Raw genomic sequence first — 18,108 nt, 5'->3', positions numbered from 1 at the left:
CCCGAGCAGCCCTGCCGAGGGCAACCGCGCAAGGCCCCGAGCCACCCAGAGGAAAACGAGGCGTCCCATGGAAGAACCGGCACCCCCCGCCCCGCCCGCCCTGCGCGTGGTGCGGGGCGACCCCACCCCCGACGAGCTGGCCGCGCTGACCGCCGTCGTACTGGCCCGCGGCGCCGCCCTGTCCGCCGTCGGTGAGCCGGTCGCCGGCCCCCCGCCCGTCCCCGGCTGGCTGCGGCCGAGCCTGCACCGTCCGGCGGGTGCCTGGCGGACCTTCCCGCGCTGAGCGGCACCTCTGCCGGGGCGGCAGGCCCTCCCCGGCGGAGACCCGGCAGTACAGCACTTCGGCCGGGCAGTACAGCACTTCGGCCGGGCAGTACAGCACTTCGGCCGGGGCCGCGCCGACGCCCTCGAAGGGCTCGGCGCGGCCCCGGCCGCATGCCGTGAGGGCTTCAGCGGGCCACGGGCGCCTCGACCACCGCGCAGGACCAGGTGAAGCCGGCGCCCGCGTTCAGCAGCAGGCCGACGTCACCGGGGCCGAGGGCGGACCGGCGCAGCACCTCGTACAGTCCCGCGGGCAGGTCGCCCGTGCCCAGGTGCCCGGTGTCGCTCCCCCAGTCCACCGGCCGGGCGGCGACGAGGTCGTTCAGCGTCGGGATCCACGCGCTGCGGAGCGTCTTGAACCCGAGCCGGGGCAGCAGCACGAACCGGATGCGCGGGTCGTCGGCGGCGAGCCCGGCGTCGCGCAGCGCCCCCTGGACCACGCACCGGATCATCTCCCGGTTGACCTTCTTGAACGGAGCGACCCCGTGGTCGCGCAGGTAGGCACGCTTGGTCCGGCGCATGTCGACGACGGGCGAGTTCTCCCGCGGCAGCCGCGCGAAGGGGTCCGTGCCCCGGTGCATGGCCTCCAGGTGCGGGGCGGCCGCGGTGTGCAGGGCCCGCAGCAGCAGCGGGTCGCCCGCGTCGGCCGGCTGCCTGAGCAGCACCGCGGTGGCCGCGTCCCCGTAGGCGGCGCCGTAGTCGCTGCGCCACCGGTCGAAGCCGGGGGCGGTGAACCGGTCGGCGGTGGTGACCAGGGCGTGCCCGGGGCCCCCTTCCAGGGAGAGCCTGGCGGCGGCCAGCTCCAGGGCCGCGGCGCCGCCGTTGCAGATCTGCTGGATGCCGACCGGCACGGTGTTGTGCGCGCCGATCTGGTGGGCGATGTAGTGGGCCGGCGACCACAGGTCGTGGCCCTGGTAGTGCATCCAGGCGTGCAGCAGGAGCGTCACGTCGGCCGCCGCCACGCCGCTGCCGCGGAGCACCCGCTGGGCGGCGAGCACGGCCATCTCGGGCGCGGAGACGTCGTCGGCGACCGGCAGCCGGGGGTGGCCCAGGTCCCGCGCCACGTTCTCCTCGACGCGGTCCTCGGCCACGGCGCTGTCGGCGCCGTCCCTCTTCGGCGGCAGCCACAGGGCCGCCGCGGCGATGCCCACCGGCGCGGTCGTTCTCATGACAGGAGCCCCCTCTGATTCCGGTAACACGCATATTGTTTCCAGCGCAAATGGAATGCGCGTCAAATCCGCATGAAAGAGATACGGAATTCGATCGGCGGGGGTTTTCCGTGGTGCCGCGGATATGGCAGCATCAATGCGTCACCCCACATTTCCGCTGCGCATTCCGAGGCGGGAGTGTGTCCGAATGCAGAAAGGACCACGAACATGTCGGGCAACCAGGGCCAGGATCTCTCCCCCGAGCTGCGCAGCCGCATCCGGGAGATCGTGGCGGACGTGCTGGAGGTCGACGCCGAGGAGGTCGGCGAGCAGCACAGCTTCGTCGAGGACTTCGACGCCGACTCCCTGCTCATCATCGAGATGTTCTCCCGCTTCGAGAAGCAGCTGGGCATCGAGATACCGCAGGAGGAGCTGGTCGACCTCGACAACCTCGGCACCGCCTACGACCTGATCGCACGTCACACGACCGCCGTCGCGCATGTCTGAGCGCCGGCTGCGCCGCGTCGCGGTCACCGGCCTCGGCGCGGTGAGCAGCCTCGGTATCGGCATCGAGGCGTTCACCGCGGCCGTCCGCGAGGGCCGCAGCGGCATCACCGACATCAGCTCGTTCGACACCACCGGCTTCCAGCACGCCCGGGCGGGCGAGGTGCACGACTTCCGGCCGCAGGACCACCTGGAGCGGTTGCCGGCCGAGAAGTGGGGCCGCAGCAGCCAGTTCGCGGCCGCGGCCGCCCGGCTCGCCGTGCGGGACGCCGGCTGGGACGACGACGCCCTGTCCGCGGCCCGGGCGGGCAGCGCCATGGGCACCACCAACGGGGAGGCGCGCGCCTTCCAGGAACTGACCGAGCAGTGGCTGGCGCAGGGCATCGACGGGATCGACGGGGATCTCGCCGCCCGCGCCTCGGCGGACCGCATCGCGGCCGCCGTCAACACCGAACTGGGCCTGCGCGGTGAGGCGCAGACCTTCGGCACCGCCTGCTCGGCGAGCAACTACGCCATCGGGTACGGCTTCGACCTGATCCGCGGCGGAGCGGCCGACGTCATGATCGCCGGCGGCGCCGACGCCGTGAACCGCGCCACCCACGCGGGCTTCCACCGCCTGGGCGCCATCGCCCCCGACCTGTGCCGCCCGTTCGACGAGGACCGGGCCGGCATCATGACCGCGGAGGGTGGCGCGGCCCTCGTCCTGGAGTCGTGGGACAGCGCCGTCTCACGCGGAGCGCGCATCTACGCCGAGGTGCTGGGCTACGGCCTGACCTGTGACGCCAAGCACCCCACCCAGCCGGACCGGGACGGCATCGCCGAGTGCATCCGCCGGGCGCACCGCGACGCCGGGATCGAGCCGGACGACGTCGACTACGTGTGCGCGCACGGCACGGGCACGGCCGCCAACGACTCCACCGAGGTGGCGGCGGTGCGCGAGGTGTTCGGCGACCGGATCCCGCCGATCAGCTCCATCAAGTCGATGCTCGGCCACACCATGGGAGCCGCCAGCGGCTTCGGCGCGCTGGCCTGCTGCGCCGCCCTGAAGGAAGGGTTCCTGCCGCCCACGGCGACGGTCCGCTCGGTGGACCCCGCCCTCGGGCCGGACCTGGACTGCGTGCCCGGCCGGGCACGGCCCGCCGGCCCCAGGATCGTGGAGAACCACGGGTTCGCCTTCGGCGGCAACAACGCCATCGTGATGCTGGGGAGGCCCGCATGAGCGGCACCACCGAGTCCACCACCGTACGGATCACCGGTTACGGGGTGCTCAGCGCGGCCGGCGTCGGCGGCAAGGCGCTGTACGAGGCCGTGCGCTCGGGCGCGCTGCCGCCCGGTGACGGCGGCGAGCAGGTCCTGGGCGAGCAGCCGGCGCCGCCGGGCGTACGACTGCTGCCGGTGCCGGACTTCGCGCCCCGGGAGTACCTCGGACGCAAGGGGCTGAGCGCCCTCAGTCGCACCACCACGCTCGGCATGGTGGCGGCGGAGCTCGCACTGGACGGGCTGCCGGAGCCCGGCGGGCCCGAGGAGCGCGCCGACACCGGCGTGGTGCTCGGCACCAGCACCGGCAGCGCCCGCGCCTTCGCGGAGTTCTTCCGCGAGAGCTACGAGGCCCAGCGCCCGTACCTGGTGAGCCCGGCCCTGTTCCCCGGGCTGCTGCTGAACCACGGCGCGAGCCAGGTGGCCATGCGGCACTCCTTCACGGGCCTGAACGCCTCGCTGGCCGGCGGACAGGTCTCCGCCCTGTCCGCGCTGCGCTACGCCCGCAACGCCCTGTTGACCGGCCGGGCCGCCCGGCTGCTCACGGGCGGTGTGGAGGAGCTCAGCGCGCACACGGCCTGGGCCTGGCACCGCAGCGGCGCCCTGGGCGAGCGGCCGGCGCTCGGCGAGGGGAGCGCCGTCTTCGTCCTGGAGGCGGCGGGCGGCGCCGGGAGCGCCGTGGGCACGCCCCTGGCCGAACTGACCGCCTGCGAGGTGGCCTTCACTCCGCTGGAGGAGGGACCCCACGCGGTGGCGGCGGCGCTGTCGCGGTGCGTCGAGGACGCGCTGCGGGCCGCGGGCGCCGAGCCGGGAGACATCGGTGTCGTCTCGGCCGGGGCGAGCAGCGGCTCCGGCTGGAGCGCGGTGGAGGCCCGTGGCCGCCGCCGGGCGCTGGCCGGGCACGAGCCCGAGGTGCTGCGGGTGCAGGAGGTGCTCGGGGAGACCTACAGCGCCAGTGGCGCCCTGCAACTGGCCGCGCTGCTCGCGCACTGGGAGGACGGCGCGGAGCAGGCGGCCGGCGGCGGCGCTGCCTGGGGCCTGGTCACCTCCGTCGGTCACGACGGATCGGTGGGCGCGGCCGTTCTGCGCCGGTCGTCACCCGCCGGGTGAGCGACGGAGCGGGCGCACGCCGGTCGCCGGGGAGGGCCGTCCTCCCGGCGACCGGCGCGGCACCACGGCGTGGACGTCCGGGGAGGGGATCAGCGACGCCCGGACCGCCTTGGTGACGGCGTCCAGCCGGGAGACCGCGTCCAGCTTGCGGAAGACGCTGTTCAGATGGCGCTTGACCGTTCCTTCGGTGATGTCGAGCCAGTCGGCGATCTGCCGGTTGCTCATCGCCGACGCCGCGCCGACCAGGACCTGGTGCTCCCGCCGGGACAGCGGTTCCTCGAGCGGTACGTGGTGCGCGGTCCCCACCGGCGCCAGCACGGCGGTGTGCCCGGGCTCGGTGAGTGCGCGGGAAACAGCCGTGAGCAGGGCCTCGCGGTCGATGCCCTTGTGCAGGAAGCCGCGGGCTCCGGCGGCCAGCATCTCGTCCACGAGGTAGGAGTGCGCGTGGGCGGACAGGCACAGGACCCGGGTGCGCGGAGAGGCGGCGACGATCTCGCGCACCGTGGCCGCTCCGTGGCTGCCGGGCATCTGGAGGTCGAGGAGCAGCAGATCGGGCTGTTCGGCGGCCGCGCACCGGACGGCCTGCGCGCCGTCGGCGGCCTGCCCCACCACCGTCAGGGCGGGCTGGGCGTTCAGCAGGTCGGCGAGGGTCTCTCGGAACAGGGCGTGGTCGTCGGCGAGAACGATGCGCGTCGGGCGCATGAGGAGTCTCCTGGTCAGCGGTGGGGGACCGGTGCGGTCACGGCCGTGGGACGAGCGGCAGGTGCAGTTCGGTGCGGGTGCCCGCGCCGACGGCGCTCGTGATGCGCAGCCGGCCGCCGAGGTCCTCGACCCGCTCCCGGACGGAGTCCAGCCCGTGCCCGGTGCGCGGGTCGTCCAGGACACCCCGTACGTCGAAGCCCACGCCGTCGTCCTCGACCCGGGCGTACACCCACCGCCGGGTGGTGCGGACGGTCACCTCGATGTGTGCGGCACCGGCGTGCGCGAGGGCGTTGCGCAGTGCCTCGCGCAGGACGAGGAGCAGTTCACGGCGGCAGGGTTCCGGCGCCACCGTCTCGTCGCCGACGAGATGAACGTCGACGTCCGCGTGCGGGGCCAGGTCGGCCAGGAAGGCGTCGAGAGCGAGGCGGAGCGGCGGTGTTCGCGTGCTGCGGCGCAGGCCGGCGATCAGGCCGCGGTTCTCCTCCACCGCTTCGTGGAGGGCCTTCCTGGCCACCGCCAGGTGGGCGGCGGCTCCGGCCGGGTCGTCCTCGCCGAGCTGGACGCGGTGCAGGGCCACGGCCAGCGTGCTGCCGAGCTCGTCGTGCAGCCGGCGGGCCAGCCGACGGGACTCGCTCCAGCCGTCGTCGCCGCGCCAGAAGTCCACTCCGGCGGCGCGCAGCGCGTCCGCGAGCGCCTGGACGGCCGCCAGGGCGCGGTGGGGAGCCGTGTCACCGGGCCCCGGTTCGGCGGAGTCGGCGGATCTCTCCATCACCTCGAGCAGCGCGCACTCGTACAGCAGGCCGACCGCGGCCACCAGGTGGTGAGGCCCGACCTCGGTCGCGGGCGGCAGGAACGGGCGTGCCGGCCCCGATGGGGAGCCGGTCCGCCCGGCGTGCGCGAGCACGCGCCGGGCGAAGGAGACGAGCGCCGAGGTCAGGGCGGGCCGTTCGCGGTCGGGGGGCGGGAGCACCGCCGGAAGGGCGAGCCGGAACCGGCGCAGGACCTCCTCCCGCTCGGTCTCCGGCAGCACGGGGGACGGCGTCCCGGCCCGGCCGCCGTCGCGTGCGGTGCGGGGCGGCGGTGCGGTGCGGGAAGGGGCCGCGAACCGTGCCGTCGGCGGCGGTGCGTCCGGCGTCCGCCGCGTCGCACGGATCAGTCCCTCGTGCAGGGCCTCGGCGAAGGCGGCTCCGGCGACGGTCGGGCCTCCCTCCGGCGGGCGTATCTGGGCTGTCGGGTTGTCCATCGGATTCCTCACGCTCGGATACCAGACCGCTCGACCGTAACAAACAGACCTGTCTGTTTGTCAATCGCCGCCGGGACATGCCTGGATACCGTGGGGCAGGCCGCCGCTCAGCTCGTCCCGCCTCCCCGGAGCCGTCGCTGACGGAGGGGCTGCGGGATTGATCCCTCGACTAAAACAGACAGACTTGTACGGAGTCCGGCTCCGGTGGTTGACTGGGCGTTCCTGAGCGGGCGCGCCGACGCTCGCCGTCGCGGATCGCCCGCCCCCTCGCCAGGAAGGACACGCATCCCCCGATGCAGAAGCGAGCTCAGCAGACCCGCCAGGCCATCGTCCGCGCCACCGCCGAGCTGATCGGCGACGGCGGCCCGGGCGACGCCGGGCTGGTCAACATCTGCCGAGCCGCGGGGGTGAGCCGGGGCGCTCTCTACCACCACTTCGCCACGAAGGAGGCCGTGGTGGTCGCCGTGCGCGACCAGGCGCGCGAAGAGGTCGCCGCGCTGATCGACGAGGCCTTCACCACGGCCCTGAGCGAACCGCTCGAAGAGGCCGCCTTCACGGCGCTGTCCCGCTTCGGCTCCGCGCTGGGCCGGGCCCTGAGCGACGACCCCACCGTGCGGGCCGGCCTGCAACTCGATCCCGACGGCTCCGCGGATCCGGCCCGCCGGCTGCGCGAGGAGGTGCTGGACGCGGTCCACCGCAAGGTGAGCGGACTGCTGCCGCCCGCCGCGCCGGGCGCCCACGGGTCCGAGGGGCGGGACCTCGCCGACCTCGCCGTGGCGGTCGTGGCCGGACTGGAGTCGCTGGGGCGCACGGACGCGGCCTGGTGGTCGCCCGCCGCGTCCGACCGGATGTGGCGGGCCCTGCGTCCCCTCTTCGTGCCTTCGGCGCCCGCCCCCGACGGCATCCCCGCGCCCCGCGATCCCGGGGAGTGACGGGAGGCGGCGTGACCCGCCGCCTCCGCGTTGGCGACACCGCGCCACCCCGGCTGCCGGTGCGGGACACCCCTACGGCCGGCCCGCACGTCCCCTACGGCCGCACGTCCCCTACGGCCGCACGTCCCCTACGGCCGCCCGTCCCCCTCCGTGCCCGCGGCCGGCGGCGGCAGCGTCGTGCGCAGCCGCGCCAGCATGCCCGGGGTGGCGATGCCCGGCAGCAGCAGCCGCCACATCGCGGACACCCGCTCCAGCAGGTCCTGGCGGCCGCAGTACACCTGCGACATCAACTGGACGCCGGTGAACGCGCCCACGACGAACTGCGTGACCTCGTCCAGGTCCACGCCCGGCAGGATCTCGCCCTGCCGCTCCGCTCCCTGGAGCAGGCCGCGGATGGCATCGGCCGACTGCTGGTACGGCGTCCTGCCCGGGTGGGGGAACGAGGTCTGCTCGACGGTCAGCCGCACGCTCGCGCGCAGCACCGGATCGGTCCGCAGCCGGCGGGCGTACTCGAGGGTGAGGTCCACCACCGCCTGCAGTTTCATCGGCTGCTCCGGGACCACCAGCGCCTCGCTCTGCGCCGCCACCAGGGCCGCCGCGATCGCCTCCTTGGAGGGGAAGTGGTGGTAGAGGGCGCCCCGCGTCAGGCCGCTGCGCGCCAGGATCTCGGTGGTGCTCGCCGCGTCGTAGCCCCGCTCGTCGAAGACGCACGCGGCCGCCTCCAGGATCGAACGCCTCGACTTCTCACCCCGCTCCTGAACAGCCATCCCAGCCCTCGAATTCTCGTAAACGTTGCGATTTTTTTGAAAAACCGAACCGACCTGTCTGTATCTTAGTGGACAGCTAGGTGAAGTTGACCAGCGCAGGGGGGGCTTTGCGCCGGAGCGGTCGTCCGCCCTGCCCGCAGAGAGACGGGGTTTCTTGCATGTCGCGCACTATCAGCGCTGTTGTTCCTGACCAGAGCACCAGCACCGCTCGGCTCACCACCACGGTGCCCAGCGAGTACGTCCACCGTGCCGCCGTGTCCGAAGTCTTCCTCACCCGCTGGGAAGCAGACAGCCCCGACTGCTTCTCCGTCACGGCCCAGTGGCCGCGCGGCCACGCGCTGTTCGTCCCCGCCGGCGGCTACCAGGACCCGCTCCTGCTGGTGGAGTCGGTCCGCCAGACCGGGGCGCTGCTCGCGCACGCCGAGTACGACGTCCCCTTCGGCCACCAGTTCCTGATGTGGAACATCTCCTTCTCCGCGGACCCCGAGGCCCTCGCAGCCGAGCCGACGCCGACCGAGGTGGTCCTCCGGGCCGAGTGCCACGACATCGAACGCCGGGCCGGGAAGCTGGCGGGCATGCGTTACCGCGTGACGGTGGAACGCGACGGCACGCCGCTCGCCGTGGCCGACGCCGCCTTCAGCTGCACCAGCCCGTCCGTCTACCGGCGGCTGCGCGGCCAACGGCCGACCAGGTCGAGCCTGCCGATACCGGTCGGCATAGCGCCGGAGACCGTCGGCAGGGTCAGCTCGCGCGACGTGGTCCTCGCCGCCGCCGACCCGCGCTCCCCGCGCCGCTGGCAGTTGCGGGTGGACACCACCCACCCGATCTTCTTCGACCACCCGGTCGACCACGTGCCCGGCATGGTGCTCCTGGAGGCGGCCCGGCAGGCCGCGCACGCCTCGACCGGACTGCGCGACGCCCTGCCCGTCGGACTCGACAGCTCCTTCGCGCGGTACGCCGAACTCGACGCGCCCTGCTGGATAGAGGCGGAGCCCGGCCGTCCGGACAGCCTCGGCCGCATCCCGACGACCGTGCGCGGCACCCAGCGCGGCGAGACGGTCTTCACGGCCACCCTGACCCTGCGCCCGCACCGGGCCCTGTGAGGAGCCGGACCATGCCCACCGTGGTGATCACCGGCGCCGGCGGTTTCATCGGCCGCCACGTCGTCCGCGAGGCCGGACGCCGGGGCCTCACCCTGCGGCTGACGGCGCATCACACCAAGGTGCGCGCGGGCGTGCCGGGCACGACGGTCGTCCCCGCCGACCTGACCGACCCGGACTCGCTGCGCGGACTGTGCGACGGCGCCGACGCCCTGCTGCACTGCGCCTCGCAGATCGGCGGCCCGGACGCGCTGTGCGAGGCGGTCAACGCCCGCGGCACGGCCGCGCTCGTGGCCGAGGCCCGCCGGGCCGGCGTCGCCCGCGTCGTCCACCTCAGCACCGCCGCCGTCTACGGGCGGGGCACCTTCCGGCGGGCCCGGCCGCAGGACCTCGACCGCGCGCCCGTCTCGGTCACCTCGCGGACCCGGGCGGCCGGTGAGGACGCCGTACTGGCCGCGGGCGGCACGGTCGTGCGCCCGCACCTCGTCTACGGCGAGGGGGACACGCGGGTGGTGCCGGCGCTGGCCCGGTTGCTGCGCGGACTGCCCGGAACCGTGGAGGGCTGGCGCGCACGGGTCTCCGCGGTCGCCGCCGAGGACCTCGCCCGGGCCCTGGTCGCCGCCGCCCTGGCCCCCGCCGAACGGCTCACCGCGCCCGTCTACCACGCCTGTCACCCCGAACCCGTGCCCTGGCACACGTTCCTGCGCGCCGTCGGTGACGTCGCGTCCGTCCCCTGGCCGGAGCGGGACCTCACCCTCGACGAGGCGTACGACCGCCTGTCGGCGCGGGCAGGCTCCCGGCACGACCTGGACATGCTGGTCACCGACCACTGGTTCGACGGCGATCCGCTGTGGGCCGACCTCGACTGCGCACCGGGCGCCTTCGGTGAGCGCTTCGCCCGGTACGAGGACTGGTACCGGCGGGCACTCGCCCCGGCGGGGGCCGGGTAGCCGGGCGGGTGGTGCGCGGGTTCCCCGGTCCCGGGCGCACCACCCGTTCGACGAGCCCGTCGGGCCGGACCGGGGACCCGCACGGCGCGGTGGGCCGGCCCGGACGGATCCACGACCGGCCGCACCCGGTCGTGACCCGCCCGGATCGGCGCGCCCGCCGGCCCCGGGAAATTCCTGCGAGTCCACTCCGTCGTCACGCAGGAACGGGAACACCCAGAAAATTAGGTGCGGGCCCGGCCCGCGGCAAGGACCAGCTAATCAATGTCCGCTGGAAGGCGAAATCGCGAGGAAATTCAACCCGGGTTTTATTCGCCTTCCATGCGGCGCTGCGACGCTGCCGGTGTGCAGCCCGACGGCACACCCGTGCCGCGACGCGCCGAGAGCAGGAGAGCCCGTGACGATCACCGACGTGCCGCCCGCCGCCGCGACCACGCCGTACGGTCCGGGGCGGCTCGCCGACGCGGGTGACCGTCTCGGCACCGCCACCGGCGCCCCCACCGGCACCGCCACCGGTCCACCGGCCGGCGTCGCCGAGGTCTGCGCCGGTGACGCGACCGGCCGGCCCGCGAGTGGTACTCGCCCGCACGCACCAGCCCGACCACCACGCGGCCGTCGGTTTCCGGGATGCCGGAACGGCACGGTTCCCGGGCTCGGGCTCACGCACACGGTCGCCCTCGGCATTCCCCTCCACGTGGTCGCGCCGAATTCGGCGAAGGTCACCGTGGGGTGCGCCGCGCGGCGACTCGCGGCCGACACGGCAATCCCGTACCTGAGTCCGTACTGGAATGTCCCAATGCTGCACCAGGACATTGTGCCGGCGATTCCGGAGAGGAATTCCTCCTGCGCACCGCCGCGCCGTTCCCGGAATCCGTGACCGCTCGGGCCCGACGACGCGCCCGCTGACGACCCGATGCCCGACCGACCCTGGAGGCCTGCGTTGCCCACCCTGCCCCGCGACCGTCTCGACCTGCTCGAACGCCCCCTCCGCGTGCACCCGGCCGCGGTGCGGCCGGACGGCACACCCCGGTCCGACCTCATGGGGGCGCGCCCGATCACCGCCCTGACCGAGCGCTACGGCCGCGAGCGGAACGGGGCGCTGCCCGGCGACGCCCCGGACCGGATCGCGATCGTCGTCCGCCCGCTCCACACCGGCGGGCAGTGACGCTGATGACGACCACGACGCTTCCCCTCGCGCCCGCGCCCGCGCCCGCGTCCGCCTGGCCGCTGATCGACTCGCTCGTCCTCGACGCGACGGCCCCGGACACCTTCCGCTCGCGCCGCAGCGTTCCGGCGGGCCTGTCCGCGGTGTTCGGCGGCCAGACCGTCGCCCAGGCGCTGAGCGCCGCCGCCCGCACCGTGCCGCGGGGCCGCGAACCGCACTCCCTGCACGGCTACTTCCTCTACCGCGGCGACCCCGCCCAGCCGATCACCTACCGGGTGGAGCGGCTGCGCGACGGCCACTCCTTCACCAGCCGGCGGGTGGTGGCGGTGCAGACCGGCGGTCGTACGGAGCAGGAGATCTTCCATCTGACCGCCTCCTTCAAGAGGACGTCGCGGCCGGGCGAGGACCACCAGATCGGCATGCCGTCCGCGCCGTCCCCGCACCGCCTGCCCCACGCGGTCGACGAGCCGCCCGCGCAGGTGCACCCCGGGGTCATCCGGCTGCTGTCCGACCTGCGCGACGTCGTCGACGTGCGCTACGTCCACGATCCCGCGGACCCTCGCCCCGGCAGGCGGCTCGACCGGACCGCCGAGGTCACCCGCGTCTGGTTCCGGGTGCGGGAACTGCCGCCCGGCGCGGACGCCGGCGTGCCCGCGCTCCAGCAGTGCCTCGTCGCCTACCTGTCGGACCTGACCCTGCTGGACTCCGCCTCCCCCAACCACCGCACCGGCCTGCCCAACGAGGGGAACGGCACCGCGGTCAGCCTCGACCACGCCATGTGGTTCCACCGTCCCCTCAGCGCGGACGAGTGGCTGCTGTTCGAGCAGCGCAGCCCGTCCTTCGCCGACGGCCGGGCCCTGGTCCACGCGAGGATCTACACGGCCGACGGCGCTCTCGCGGCGAGCGTCGTCCAGGAAGGGGTCATCCGGCCCGGCCGGACAGCTGGCCCCGCCGACCCGCCCGACACCCTCCCCGAGGCCGACATCGACCCCTTCTCCTGGGCCGTGGCCAAACCGGAGACGGACTGAGCCGGTCTCCGGCGCGCCCCGCACACCGGACGCCCCAGGTCACGTCGATGACCTGGGGTCTCCCGTCGTACCGCCCGCTCCCGGCACGACCAGCCCCGTCTCGTACGCCACCACGACCGCCTGGGCGCGGTCGCGCAGCCGCAGCTTGGACAGGATGCGGGCCACGTGGGTCTTCACCGTGGCCTCGCTCAGGGCGAAGCGCGCGGCGAGTTCGGTGTTGCTCAGGCCTCCGCCCAGGGACTGGAGGACCTGTACCTCTCGGGGGGTGAGGACCGAGAGGTCCCGGTGCAGGGCGGGGGCGGGCGTGCCGTCGGCGCGGGAGGTGAACCGCTCGACCAGGCGGCGGGTGATGGCGGGGGCGAGCAGGGCGTCGCCGGTGCGGACGAGGCGGACGGCGGCCACCAGGTGTTCGGGGGTGACGTCCTTGAGGAGGAATCCACTGGCGCCGGCGGTGAGGGCGGCGTGGACGTACCGGTCGAGGTCGAAGGTGGTCAGGATGAGCACGCGGGGCGGGTCGGGCACAGCGCCGGACAGGATACGCCGGGTGGCTTCCAGACCGTCGGTGCCCGGCATGCGGATGTCCATGAGGACGAGGTCGGGACGGGTGCGGTGGACCGCGTCGACGGCCTCGTCGCCGTCGGCGGCCTCGGCGACGACGTCGATTCCGTCGGCGGCCAGGATCAGACCGAATCCGGTGCGGACCAGCGCCTGGTCGTCCGCGATCACGACGCGGGGCGGCGGTTCGCTCACCGCCGCTCCGTGCAGTCGCCGGAGGCTTCGGGATGCCCGGAGGTCCCGGGATCGTCTCCGAGCCCTGGTCGCCGGGAGGCTTTCCCCTCCCCGGAAGCCCCCGTTGCTTGCCCGGAGGCCCCCGTTTGCTCGGAGGCCCCTGGTCGCCCGGAGGTCCCGGACGGCCCGGAGGGCTCGTGCCCGCCGAAGGGCCCGCGATCACCTGACGCCCCGGGCTCGCCGGAGGCCCCCCGCTCGCCGGAGACTTCCCGCTCGCCGAAGGCTCCCCGTTCGCCGGAGGCCGCGGACCCTTCGCGTGGGACGACCGCGTACACGCGGTAGCCGCCGGCGGCGCGGTGGCCGGCCTGCAGGGTGCCGTTGTGGAGGGCGAGGCGTTCGCGCAGGCCGATGAGGCCGCGGCCGGAACCGTCCGGGGCGGAGGAGGAGCCGCCGGTGTCCGTCACCTCCACGTGCACCGCGCCGGGGGTGTGGGTGAGGGCGACCCGGACGCGGGCGCCCGACGCGTGCCTGACGGCGTTGGTCAGGGCCTCCTGCACCACCCGGTACACGGCCAGGTCGGGGCCGGCGGGCAGCGGGGCCGGGGTGCCGGTGACGGTCAGGTCCACGCCGACGCCCGTCGCGCGGACGCGGTCGACGAGGGTCGGCACCTGCTTCAGGCCCGGCTGCGGGGCCAGGTCCGGATCGGCGGCGGAGGAGGAGTGGGGGTCGCCGGACGGGCCGGGGCCGACGGAGGAGCCGGGGGCGATGGACGGGGCCGGGTCGTCGCCGGGCAGGGTCAGCAGGCCCATGACCTGGCGGAGTTCGGCCATCGCGGTGCGCCCGCCCGCCTCCACGGCCAGCAGCGCCTCACGGGCACGGTCGGGCGCGGCGTCCATCACCTTGCGGGCCGCCCCCGCCTGGATCACCATCACGCTCACATTGTGGGTGACGATGTCGTGCAACTCACGGGCGATGCGGGCGCGTTCACGCTCGACCGCGAGCCGTGTGGTGGTTTCCTGCTGTTCTTGGAGGGCCCGTACGCGCTGTTTCCAGACATGGACGGCGTTGGCTCCCAGCCCCACGCCGAGCAGCACCAGGAACGGGGCCACCGAGGGCGTGAAGGCGGGGAGGTTCTCGTCGGGGAAGGCCGCGAGCAGGCCGGCGCCCGCCAGGAGGCTGGCGAGCGCCCGCAGGCGGTACGGGCTGTAGACGGCGGCGGCGTAGGCCGCGACCACGCAGGACAGGAACGTGTACAGGGTCGTGTCGCCGGCGTTCAAACGCTGGTTGAACAGCAGCGTCGTACCGATCACGGCCCAGAACGCGACCAGCGGACAGCGGCGGCGCAGGATGAGGGGGAGTGCCGTCAGGCCGGCCAGGACCAACTGCGAGGCGTCGACCGGGCCGAGCTCCCGTGACCAGTGCAGCGGCGGGGGCGGCGGCACCGGCGGGGGCGGCGCCACCGGAGCGTCGCCCGTGAGGCCGGGCACCCGCACCAGGACCGGCGGCACCACGTAGGTGTGCGCCTCCTGACGGAGTGCCGCGCCGACGGTGCAGGCGGCGAGGACGACGGCGAGGATCGCGTCCGCCGCCCACATCCACCGGGACGGCGGCGGCAGCGGCTGGGTGGCCCGCAGCAGCGCCCCCGCGCTGCGCCACCGCCGTGCCGTGTCCTGCCGCGCCGTCCGCCACCGACGTGCCGCCTCCTGCCGCACCGTCCGCCGCCGTACCGTCTCCGCCCGTACAGCCCCACCGGCCCCACCCATGGCGCCCAGTGTGGCAAGACGCCGGACCGGCCCACATCCCCTCCGGAGAGGACGGGCGCTACATCCTCCGCGTACATCGCGAGGATGACGCGCCCGTGGGTCAGCCCGGAACGGCAGCCGGGATCGCCGTCACGGGCGACGACCCGGGCACGGGTGCCTCCCTAGCGTCGGGCCGAACCGTCGGCCACCGGCTTGGAGGGCACCTTGGCAGCGACCGGACCCGTCATCGACATCCGTGACGTGAGCAGAACGTACGGCGAAGGGCCGCCCGCTCTCGCGGGGGTCACGCTGAGCGTGCGTGCCGGGGAGGTGCTGGCCGTCATCGGGCCGTCGGGCAGCGGCAAGTCGACGTTGCTCAACCTGATCGCCGGGCTGGACCGGCCGAGCGCGGGCAGCGTCACGGTCGACGGGCTGCGCTTGGACGCGCTGAGCGAGACCGCGTCGGCGCGGTTCCGGCGGGCGAGGGTCGGGATGGTCTTCCAGTTCTTCCACCTGCTCGACGACCTGACGGTGACCGACAACGTGCTGCTGCCTGCCCAGCTCGCCGGGGTGCCCCGCTCCGAGGCGCGCAGGCGGGCCGCGGAGCTGCTGGAGCACCTCGGTGTGCACCGGCACGCCGACGCCTACCCGGGGAGGCTGTCCGGCGGGGAGCGCCAACGGGTCGCCGTCGCCCGTGCGCTGATGAACCGTCCGGCACTGCTGCTGGCCGACGAGCCGACGGGCGCCCTGGACACCTCCTCCGGCGAGGACGTCCGCGACCTGCTGACCGCGCTCAACGCGGACGGCCAGACCGTCGTCCTGGTCACCCACGATCCCGGCCTCGCCGCCTCCTGCGCGACCCGGACCGTCGAGCTGGTCGACGGCCGCGTCGTCCGGGACACCGAGCACGCGGCGGCGGTGGGCCGGTGAACGCCCTGGGCCGGGTGGTTGTCGCGGGAGTCGGGCGGCGGCGCGTGCAGACGACCGTGATGGTGCTGACCACGCTGATGGCCGTCACCGCGTCAGTCCTCGCCGCCGGACTGCTCGTCGCGTCCCGGGCGCCCTTCGACCGGGCCTTCGCCCAGCAGCACGGCGCCCATCTGACCGGCCGGTTCGACGGGGCGAGGGCGACGGCCGCGCAGCTCGCGGCGACCGCCCGCGCGCCCGGTGTGAGCGCCGCGGCGGGACCGTTCCGGACGCTCTCGGTGCGGCCGCGCACCGCTTCGGACTCGGAGGTCCTGCCGTCCGGAGTGGACCTGCCGCCCGTGACCGTCGTCGGGCGCGCGGACGCGGGTGGCCCGGTCGACGAGGTCGACCTCGTGGACGGGGCCTGGGCCACCCGGCCGGGCGAGATCGTGGTGGCCGACGGCGTTCTGCCGGCGTGGCCGGGCGCACGGCTGTCGTTCCCCGACGCGCCGGGCGGTCCGACGCTGACGGTGGTTGGGACGGCCCGCTCGGTGACCGGCAGCGCGGAGGCCTGGGTGACCCCCGCGCAGGCGGAGGCGCTGACGGCCGAGGGGGCCGGCGCGTCGGCGTACGAGATGCTCTACCGCTTCCGCGAGGCGGGGACGGACGAGGAGGTGGCCGCCGGCCGTGCGGCGGTGGCGGCGGTTCTGCCGAAGGACGCGATGACCGGAGCGCAGTCGTATCTGACCGTCCGGCAGCAGCAGACGGCGAACGCGCTGGCGTTCGTGCCGATCCTGGCCGCCTTCGGTGTGCTCGGCCTGGCGTTGTCGTTGCTGGTCATCGGGATCGTGGTGAGCGGCTCGGCAGGGGCCGCGACCCGCCGTATCGGCGTCCTGAAGGCCCTCGGTCTCACCCCGGCCCAGGTCGTCCTCGCCCATGTCGGGCAGGCGCTGGTCCCGGCCGCGGTGGGCTGCGGCGCGGGGGTGGTCCTCGGCAACCTGCTGGCCGTTCCGGTGCTCGGGGAGACCGGCGCCGTCTTCGACGCACCGGCCGCCTCGATCCCGGTGTGGATCGACGTCGTGGTGCCCGCCGCCGCTCTCGTCCTGGTCGCGGGCTCCGCCCTGGGGCCCGCCCTGCGCGCGGGTCGGCTGCGGACCGTCGACGCCCTGACCGTCGGGCGGGCGCCCGGGGCCGGGCGCGGACGGCTGGTGCGGCGGCTCGCGGGCCGGCTGCCGGTACCGCGTGCGGTGAGTCTCGGGCTCGCCCATCCCTTCGCGCATCCCGTACGTTCGGGCACGATGGCCGCCGCGGTCGCCTTCGGTGTCGTCACCGTCACCTTCGCCGTCGGGCTCGCGCTCTCGCTGGGCGTGGTCCAGGAGGGCCGCATGCTCAATTCGGCCGGTTCGGTCGTGGTGCAGACGGGCGGGGGGCAGGGGCCGCCCGGCGCCGAGGTGGTCCGCGCGGGCGACGAGGCCGACACACCGAGGGCCGATCCGCAGCGGGTCGCCGCCGTACTGCGCGCCCAGCGGGGGACCAGCCGGTTCTACGGCACCGCCCAGGCGCAGGTCGGCGCGGCCGGGGTCACGGGCGCGACGACCGTGGTGGCGTACGAGGGCGACTCCTCGTGGGGCGCTCCCCGGATGGTGTCGGGCCGCTGGCTCGACGGGCCGGGACAGGCGGTGGTGACCGCCCGCTTCCTGAAGGCCGCCGGCCTGGGGATCGGGGACACGCTCACCCTGACGGAGGGGGAGCGGCGGACCGCGGTGCGCATCGTCGGCGAGGCGTTCTTCACGGAAGGGGAGGGCATGGAACTCCTGACCACGACGTCCACCCTCGCCGACCTGGGCCTCGACGCGCGCCCGGTCCGGTTCGACGTGCGGACGGAGCCGGGCTCGGACCCGGCCTCGTACCTGGCCTCGCTCAACGCCGCCCTGGAACCGGTCGGCGCGAACGCCCGTCCGAACAGCGCCGGCTCGTCCAGTGTGATCGTGGCCATGAACGCGCTGATCGGCATGCTCACCCTGATGCTCGTCGCGGTCGCCGCACTGGGCGTGCTCAACACGGTCGTCCTCGACACCCGCGATCGCGTCCGTGACCTGGGAGTCTTCCGGGCCCTGGGCATGACGCCCCGGCAGACCGTCGCCATGGTCGTCGTCTCCGTCGCCGGAACCGGACTGCTCGCCGGTGCGGCCGCGGTCCCCGCCGGGGTCGCCCTGCACCACTGGGTCACACCGTTCATGGGGGACGCCGTCGGCCTGACCCTGCCCGCCGCGACGATCGCCGTGTACGACACCGCGCACCTGGCCCTGCTGGCTGTGGGCGGCTCGGTCATCGCGGTTGCGGGCGGCCTGCTGCCGGCGGGCTGGGCGGCCGCGACGGACACGGCCACCCCGTTGCGCACGGAGTGAGGACCGTCTGCGGCCCGGGCCGTCTGCCATCTGAGCGGCAGCCGGACCGTCCGGTCCGCTGCCCCGGACCGTCTCTGGTACGGGCCGTTTGCCGCCCCG

Annotated in this window: 18 protein-coding genes; 12 read left to right on the top strand and 6 right to left on the bottom strand. The window is 74.8% G+C overall.

Going from position 1 to position 18,108, the window contains the following annotated elements:
* Positions 1 to 67: 67 nt before the first annotated feature.
* Positions 68 to 283, top strand: a complete 216-nt coding sequence (locus ACIHAR_RS31035; RefSeq protein ID WP_400022757.1) for an acyl-CoA carboxylase subunit epsilon — start codon at positions 68 to 70, stop codon at positions 281 to 283.
* Between the two features lie 166 nt (positions 284 to 449).
* Here ACIHAR_RS31035 and ACIHAR_RS31030 read toward each other — a convergent pair whose 3' ends face one another.
* Positions 450 to 1,490, bottom strand: a complete 1,041-nt coding sequence (locus ACIHAR_RS31030; RefSeq protein ID WP_388757869.1) for a ketoacyl-ACP synthase III family protein — start codon at positions 1,488 to 1,490, stop codon at positions 450 to 452.
* Positions 1,491 to 1,697: 207 nt separating this feature from the next.
* Between ACIHAR_RS31030 and ACIHAR_RS31025 the strand changes: the two genes are divergently transcribed.
* Genes ACIHAR_RS31025 through ACIHAR_RS31015 form a run of 3 tightly spaced genes read left to right on the top strand, consistent with a single transcriptional unit; the run spans position 1,698 to position 4,340 of the window.
* Entirely contained in the window at positions 1,698 to 1,976 is a 279-nt protein-coding gene (locus ACIHAR_RS31025; RefSeq protein WP_365461672.1) for an acyl carrier protein, read from the top strand.
* Positions 1,969 to 3,192 (top strand): beta-ketoacyl-[acyl-carrier-protein] synthase family protein, encoded by a 1,224-nt coding sequence (locus ACIHAR_RS31020; protein ID WP_365461670.1) that lies wholly within the window; start codon positions 1,969 to 1,971, stop codon positions 3,190 to 3,192. Before ACIHAR_RS31025 ends, ACIHAR_RS31020 begins: the two co-directional genes overlap by 8 nt.
* Positions 3,189 to 4,340, top strand: a complete 1,152-nt coding sequence (locus ACIHAR_RS31015) for a beta-ketoacyl synthase N-terminal-like domain-containing protein (RefSeq protein ID WP_400022756.1) — start codon at positions 3,189 to 3,191, stop codon at positions 4,338 to 4,340. Before ACIHAR_RS31020 ends, ACIHAR_RS31015 begins: the two co-directional genes overlap by 4 nt.
* Here the strand turns inward: ACIHAR_RS31015 and ACIHAR_RS31010 are convergent.
* Both ACIHAR_RS31010 and ACIHAR_RS31005 read right to left on the bottom strand, forming a co-directional pair.
* Positions 4,326 to 5,042 (bottom strand): response regulator transcription factor, encoded by a 717-nt coding sequence (locus tag ACIHAR_RS31010; RefSeq protein ID WP_365461666.1) that lies wholly within the window; start codon positions 5,040 to 5,042, stop codon positions 4,326 to 4,328. The genes ACIHAR_RS31015 and ACIHAR_RS31010 overlap by 15 nt on opposite strands.
* 37 nt (positions 5,043 to 5,079) lie before the next feature.
* On the bottom strand, positions 5,080 to 6,285 hold the full coding sequence (locus ACIHAR_RS31005) for an ATP-binding protein (RefSeq protein WP_400022755.1): 1,206 nt from the start codon (positions 6,283 to 6,285) through the stop codon (positions 5,080 to 5,082).
* A 293-nt stretch (positions 6,286 to 6,578) separates the two neighbouring features.
* Between ACIHAR_RS31005 and ACIHAR_RS31000 the strand changes: the two genes are divergently transcribed.
* Positions 6,579 to 7,217: a TetR/AcrR family transcriptional regulator gene (locus ACIHAR_RS31000; protein WP_365461662.1), complete on the top strand. Its 639-nt coding sequence runs from the start codon at positions 6,579 to 6,581 to the stop codon at positions 7,215 to 7,217.
* Between the two features lie 128 nt (positions 7,218 to 7,345).
* Here ACIHAR_RS31000 and ACIHAR_RS30995 read toward each other — a convergent pair whose 3' ends face one another.
* The gene (locus ACIHAR_RS30995) at positions 7,346 to 7,984 is read right to left on the bottom strand and encodes a ScbR family autoregulator-binding transcription factor (protein WP_365461660.1); all 639 of its coding nucleotides are present in this window, start codon (positions 7,982 to 7,984) and stop codon (positions 7,346 to 7,348) included.
* A gap of 158 nt (positions 7,985 to 8,142) precedes the next feature.
* Here ACIHAR_RS30995 and ACIHAR_RS30990 point away from each other — a divergent pair, with 158 nt between their 5' ends.
* The 5 genes from ACIHAR_RS30990 (at position 8,143) to ACIHAR_RS30970 (ending at position 12,224) form a co-directional block, all read left to right on the top strand.
* Complete coding sequence (locus ACIHAR_RS30990) at positions 8,143 to 9,087, top strand: ScbA/BarX family gamma-butyrolactone biosynthesis protein (RefSeq protein WP_365461658.1); 945 nt, start codon at positions 8,143 to 8,145, stop codon at positions 9,085 to 9,087.
* Between the two features lie 11 nt (positions 9,088 to 9,098).
* Complete coding sequence (locus tag ACIHAR_RS30985) at positions 9,099 to 10,034, top strand: NAD-dependent epimerase/dehydratase family protein (RefSeq protein WP_400022754.1); 936 nt, start codon at positions 9,099 to 9,101, stop codon at positions 10,032 to 10,034.
* 394 nt (positions 10,035 to 10,428) lie between these two features.
* Positions 10,429 to 10,908, top strand: coding sequence for a hypothetical protein (locus ACIHAR_RS30980; protein ID WP_400022753.1), 480 nt, complete (start codon positions 10,429 to 10,431; stop codon positions 10,906 to 10,908).
* 63 nt (positions 10,909 to 10,971) lie between these two features.
* Positions 10,972 to 11,196, top strand: coding sequence for a hypothetical protein (locus ACIHAR_RS30975; RefSeq protein ID WP_400022752.1), 225 nt, complete (start codon positions 10,972 to 10,974; stop codon positions 11,194 to 11,196).
* 5 nt (positions 11,197 to 11,201) lie between these two features.
* The gene (locus ACIHAR_RS30970; protein ID WP_400022751.1) at positions 11,202 to 12,224 is read left to right on the top strand and encodes an acyl-CoA thioesterase; all 1,023 of its coding nucleotides are present in this window, start codon (positions 11,202 to 11,204) and stop codon (positions 12,222 to 12,224) included.
* 39 nt (positions 12,225 to 12,263) lie between these two features.
* Here the strand turns inward: ACIHAR_RS30970 and ACIHAR_RS30965 are convergent, their stop codons facing one another.
* Together ACIHAR_RS30965 and ACIHAR_RS30960 are read right to left on the bottom strand one after the other, a co-directional pair.
* Positions 12,264 to 12,974, bottom strand: a complete 711-nt coding sequence (locus ACIHAR_RS30965; RefSeq protein ID WP_400022750.1) for a response regulator — start codon at positions 12,972 to 12,974, stop codon at positions 12,264 to 12,266.
* Positions 12,971 to 14,716: a histidine kinase gene (locus tag ACIHAR_RS30960; RefSeq protein WP_400022749.1), complete on the bottom strand. Its 1,746-nt coding sequence runs from the start codon at positions 14,714 to 14,716 to the stop codon at positions 12,971 to 12,973. The genes ACIHAR_RS30965 and ACIHAR_RS30960 overlap by 4 nt, the downstream gene beginning before the upstream one ends.
* A 204-nt stretch (positions 14,717 to 14,920) precedes the next feature.
* Between ACIHAR_RS30960 and ACIHAR_RS30955 the strand changes: the two genes are divergently transcribed.
* Entirely contained in the window at positions 14,921 to 15,625 is a 705-nt protein-coding gene (locus ACIHAR_RS30955; protein ID WP_400022748.1) for an ABC transporter ATP-binding protein, read from the top strand.
* Complete coding sequence (locus ACIHAR_RS30950; protein ID WP_400022747.1) at positions 15,622 to 18,009, top strand: ABC transporter permease; 2,388 nt, start codon at positions 15,622 to 15,624, stop codon at positions 18,007 to 18,009. Before ACIHAR_RS30955 ends, ACIHAR_RS30950 begins: the two co-directional genes overlap by 4 nt.
* Positions 18,010 to 18,108 lie beyond the last annotated feature (99 nt).

The sequence above is a fragment of the Streptomyces sp. NPDC052016 genome (genome assembly GCF_044548445.1).
GTDB lineage: Bacteria > Actinomycetota > Actinomycetes > Streptomycetales > Streptomycetaceae > Streptomyces.
The sequence above is the reverse complement of the archived record's forward strand: the minus strand, read 5'-3'. Positions and strand labels throughout refer to the sequence as shown.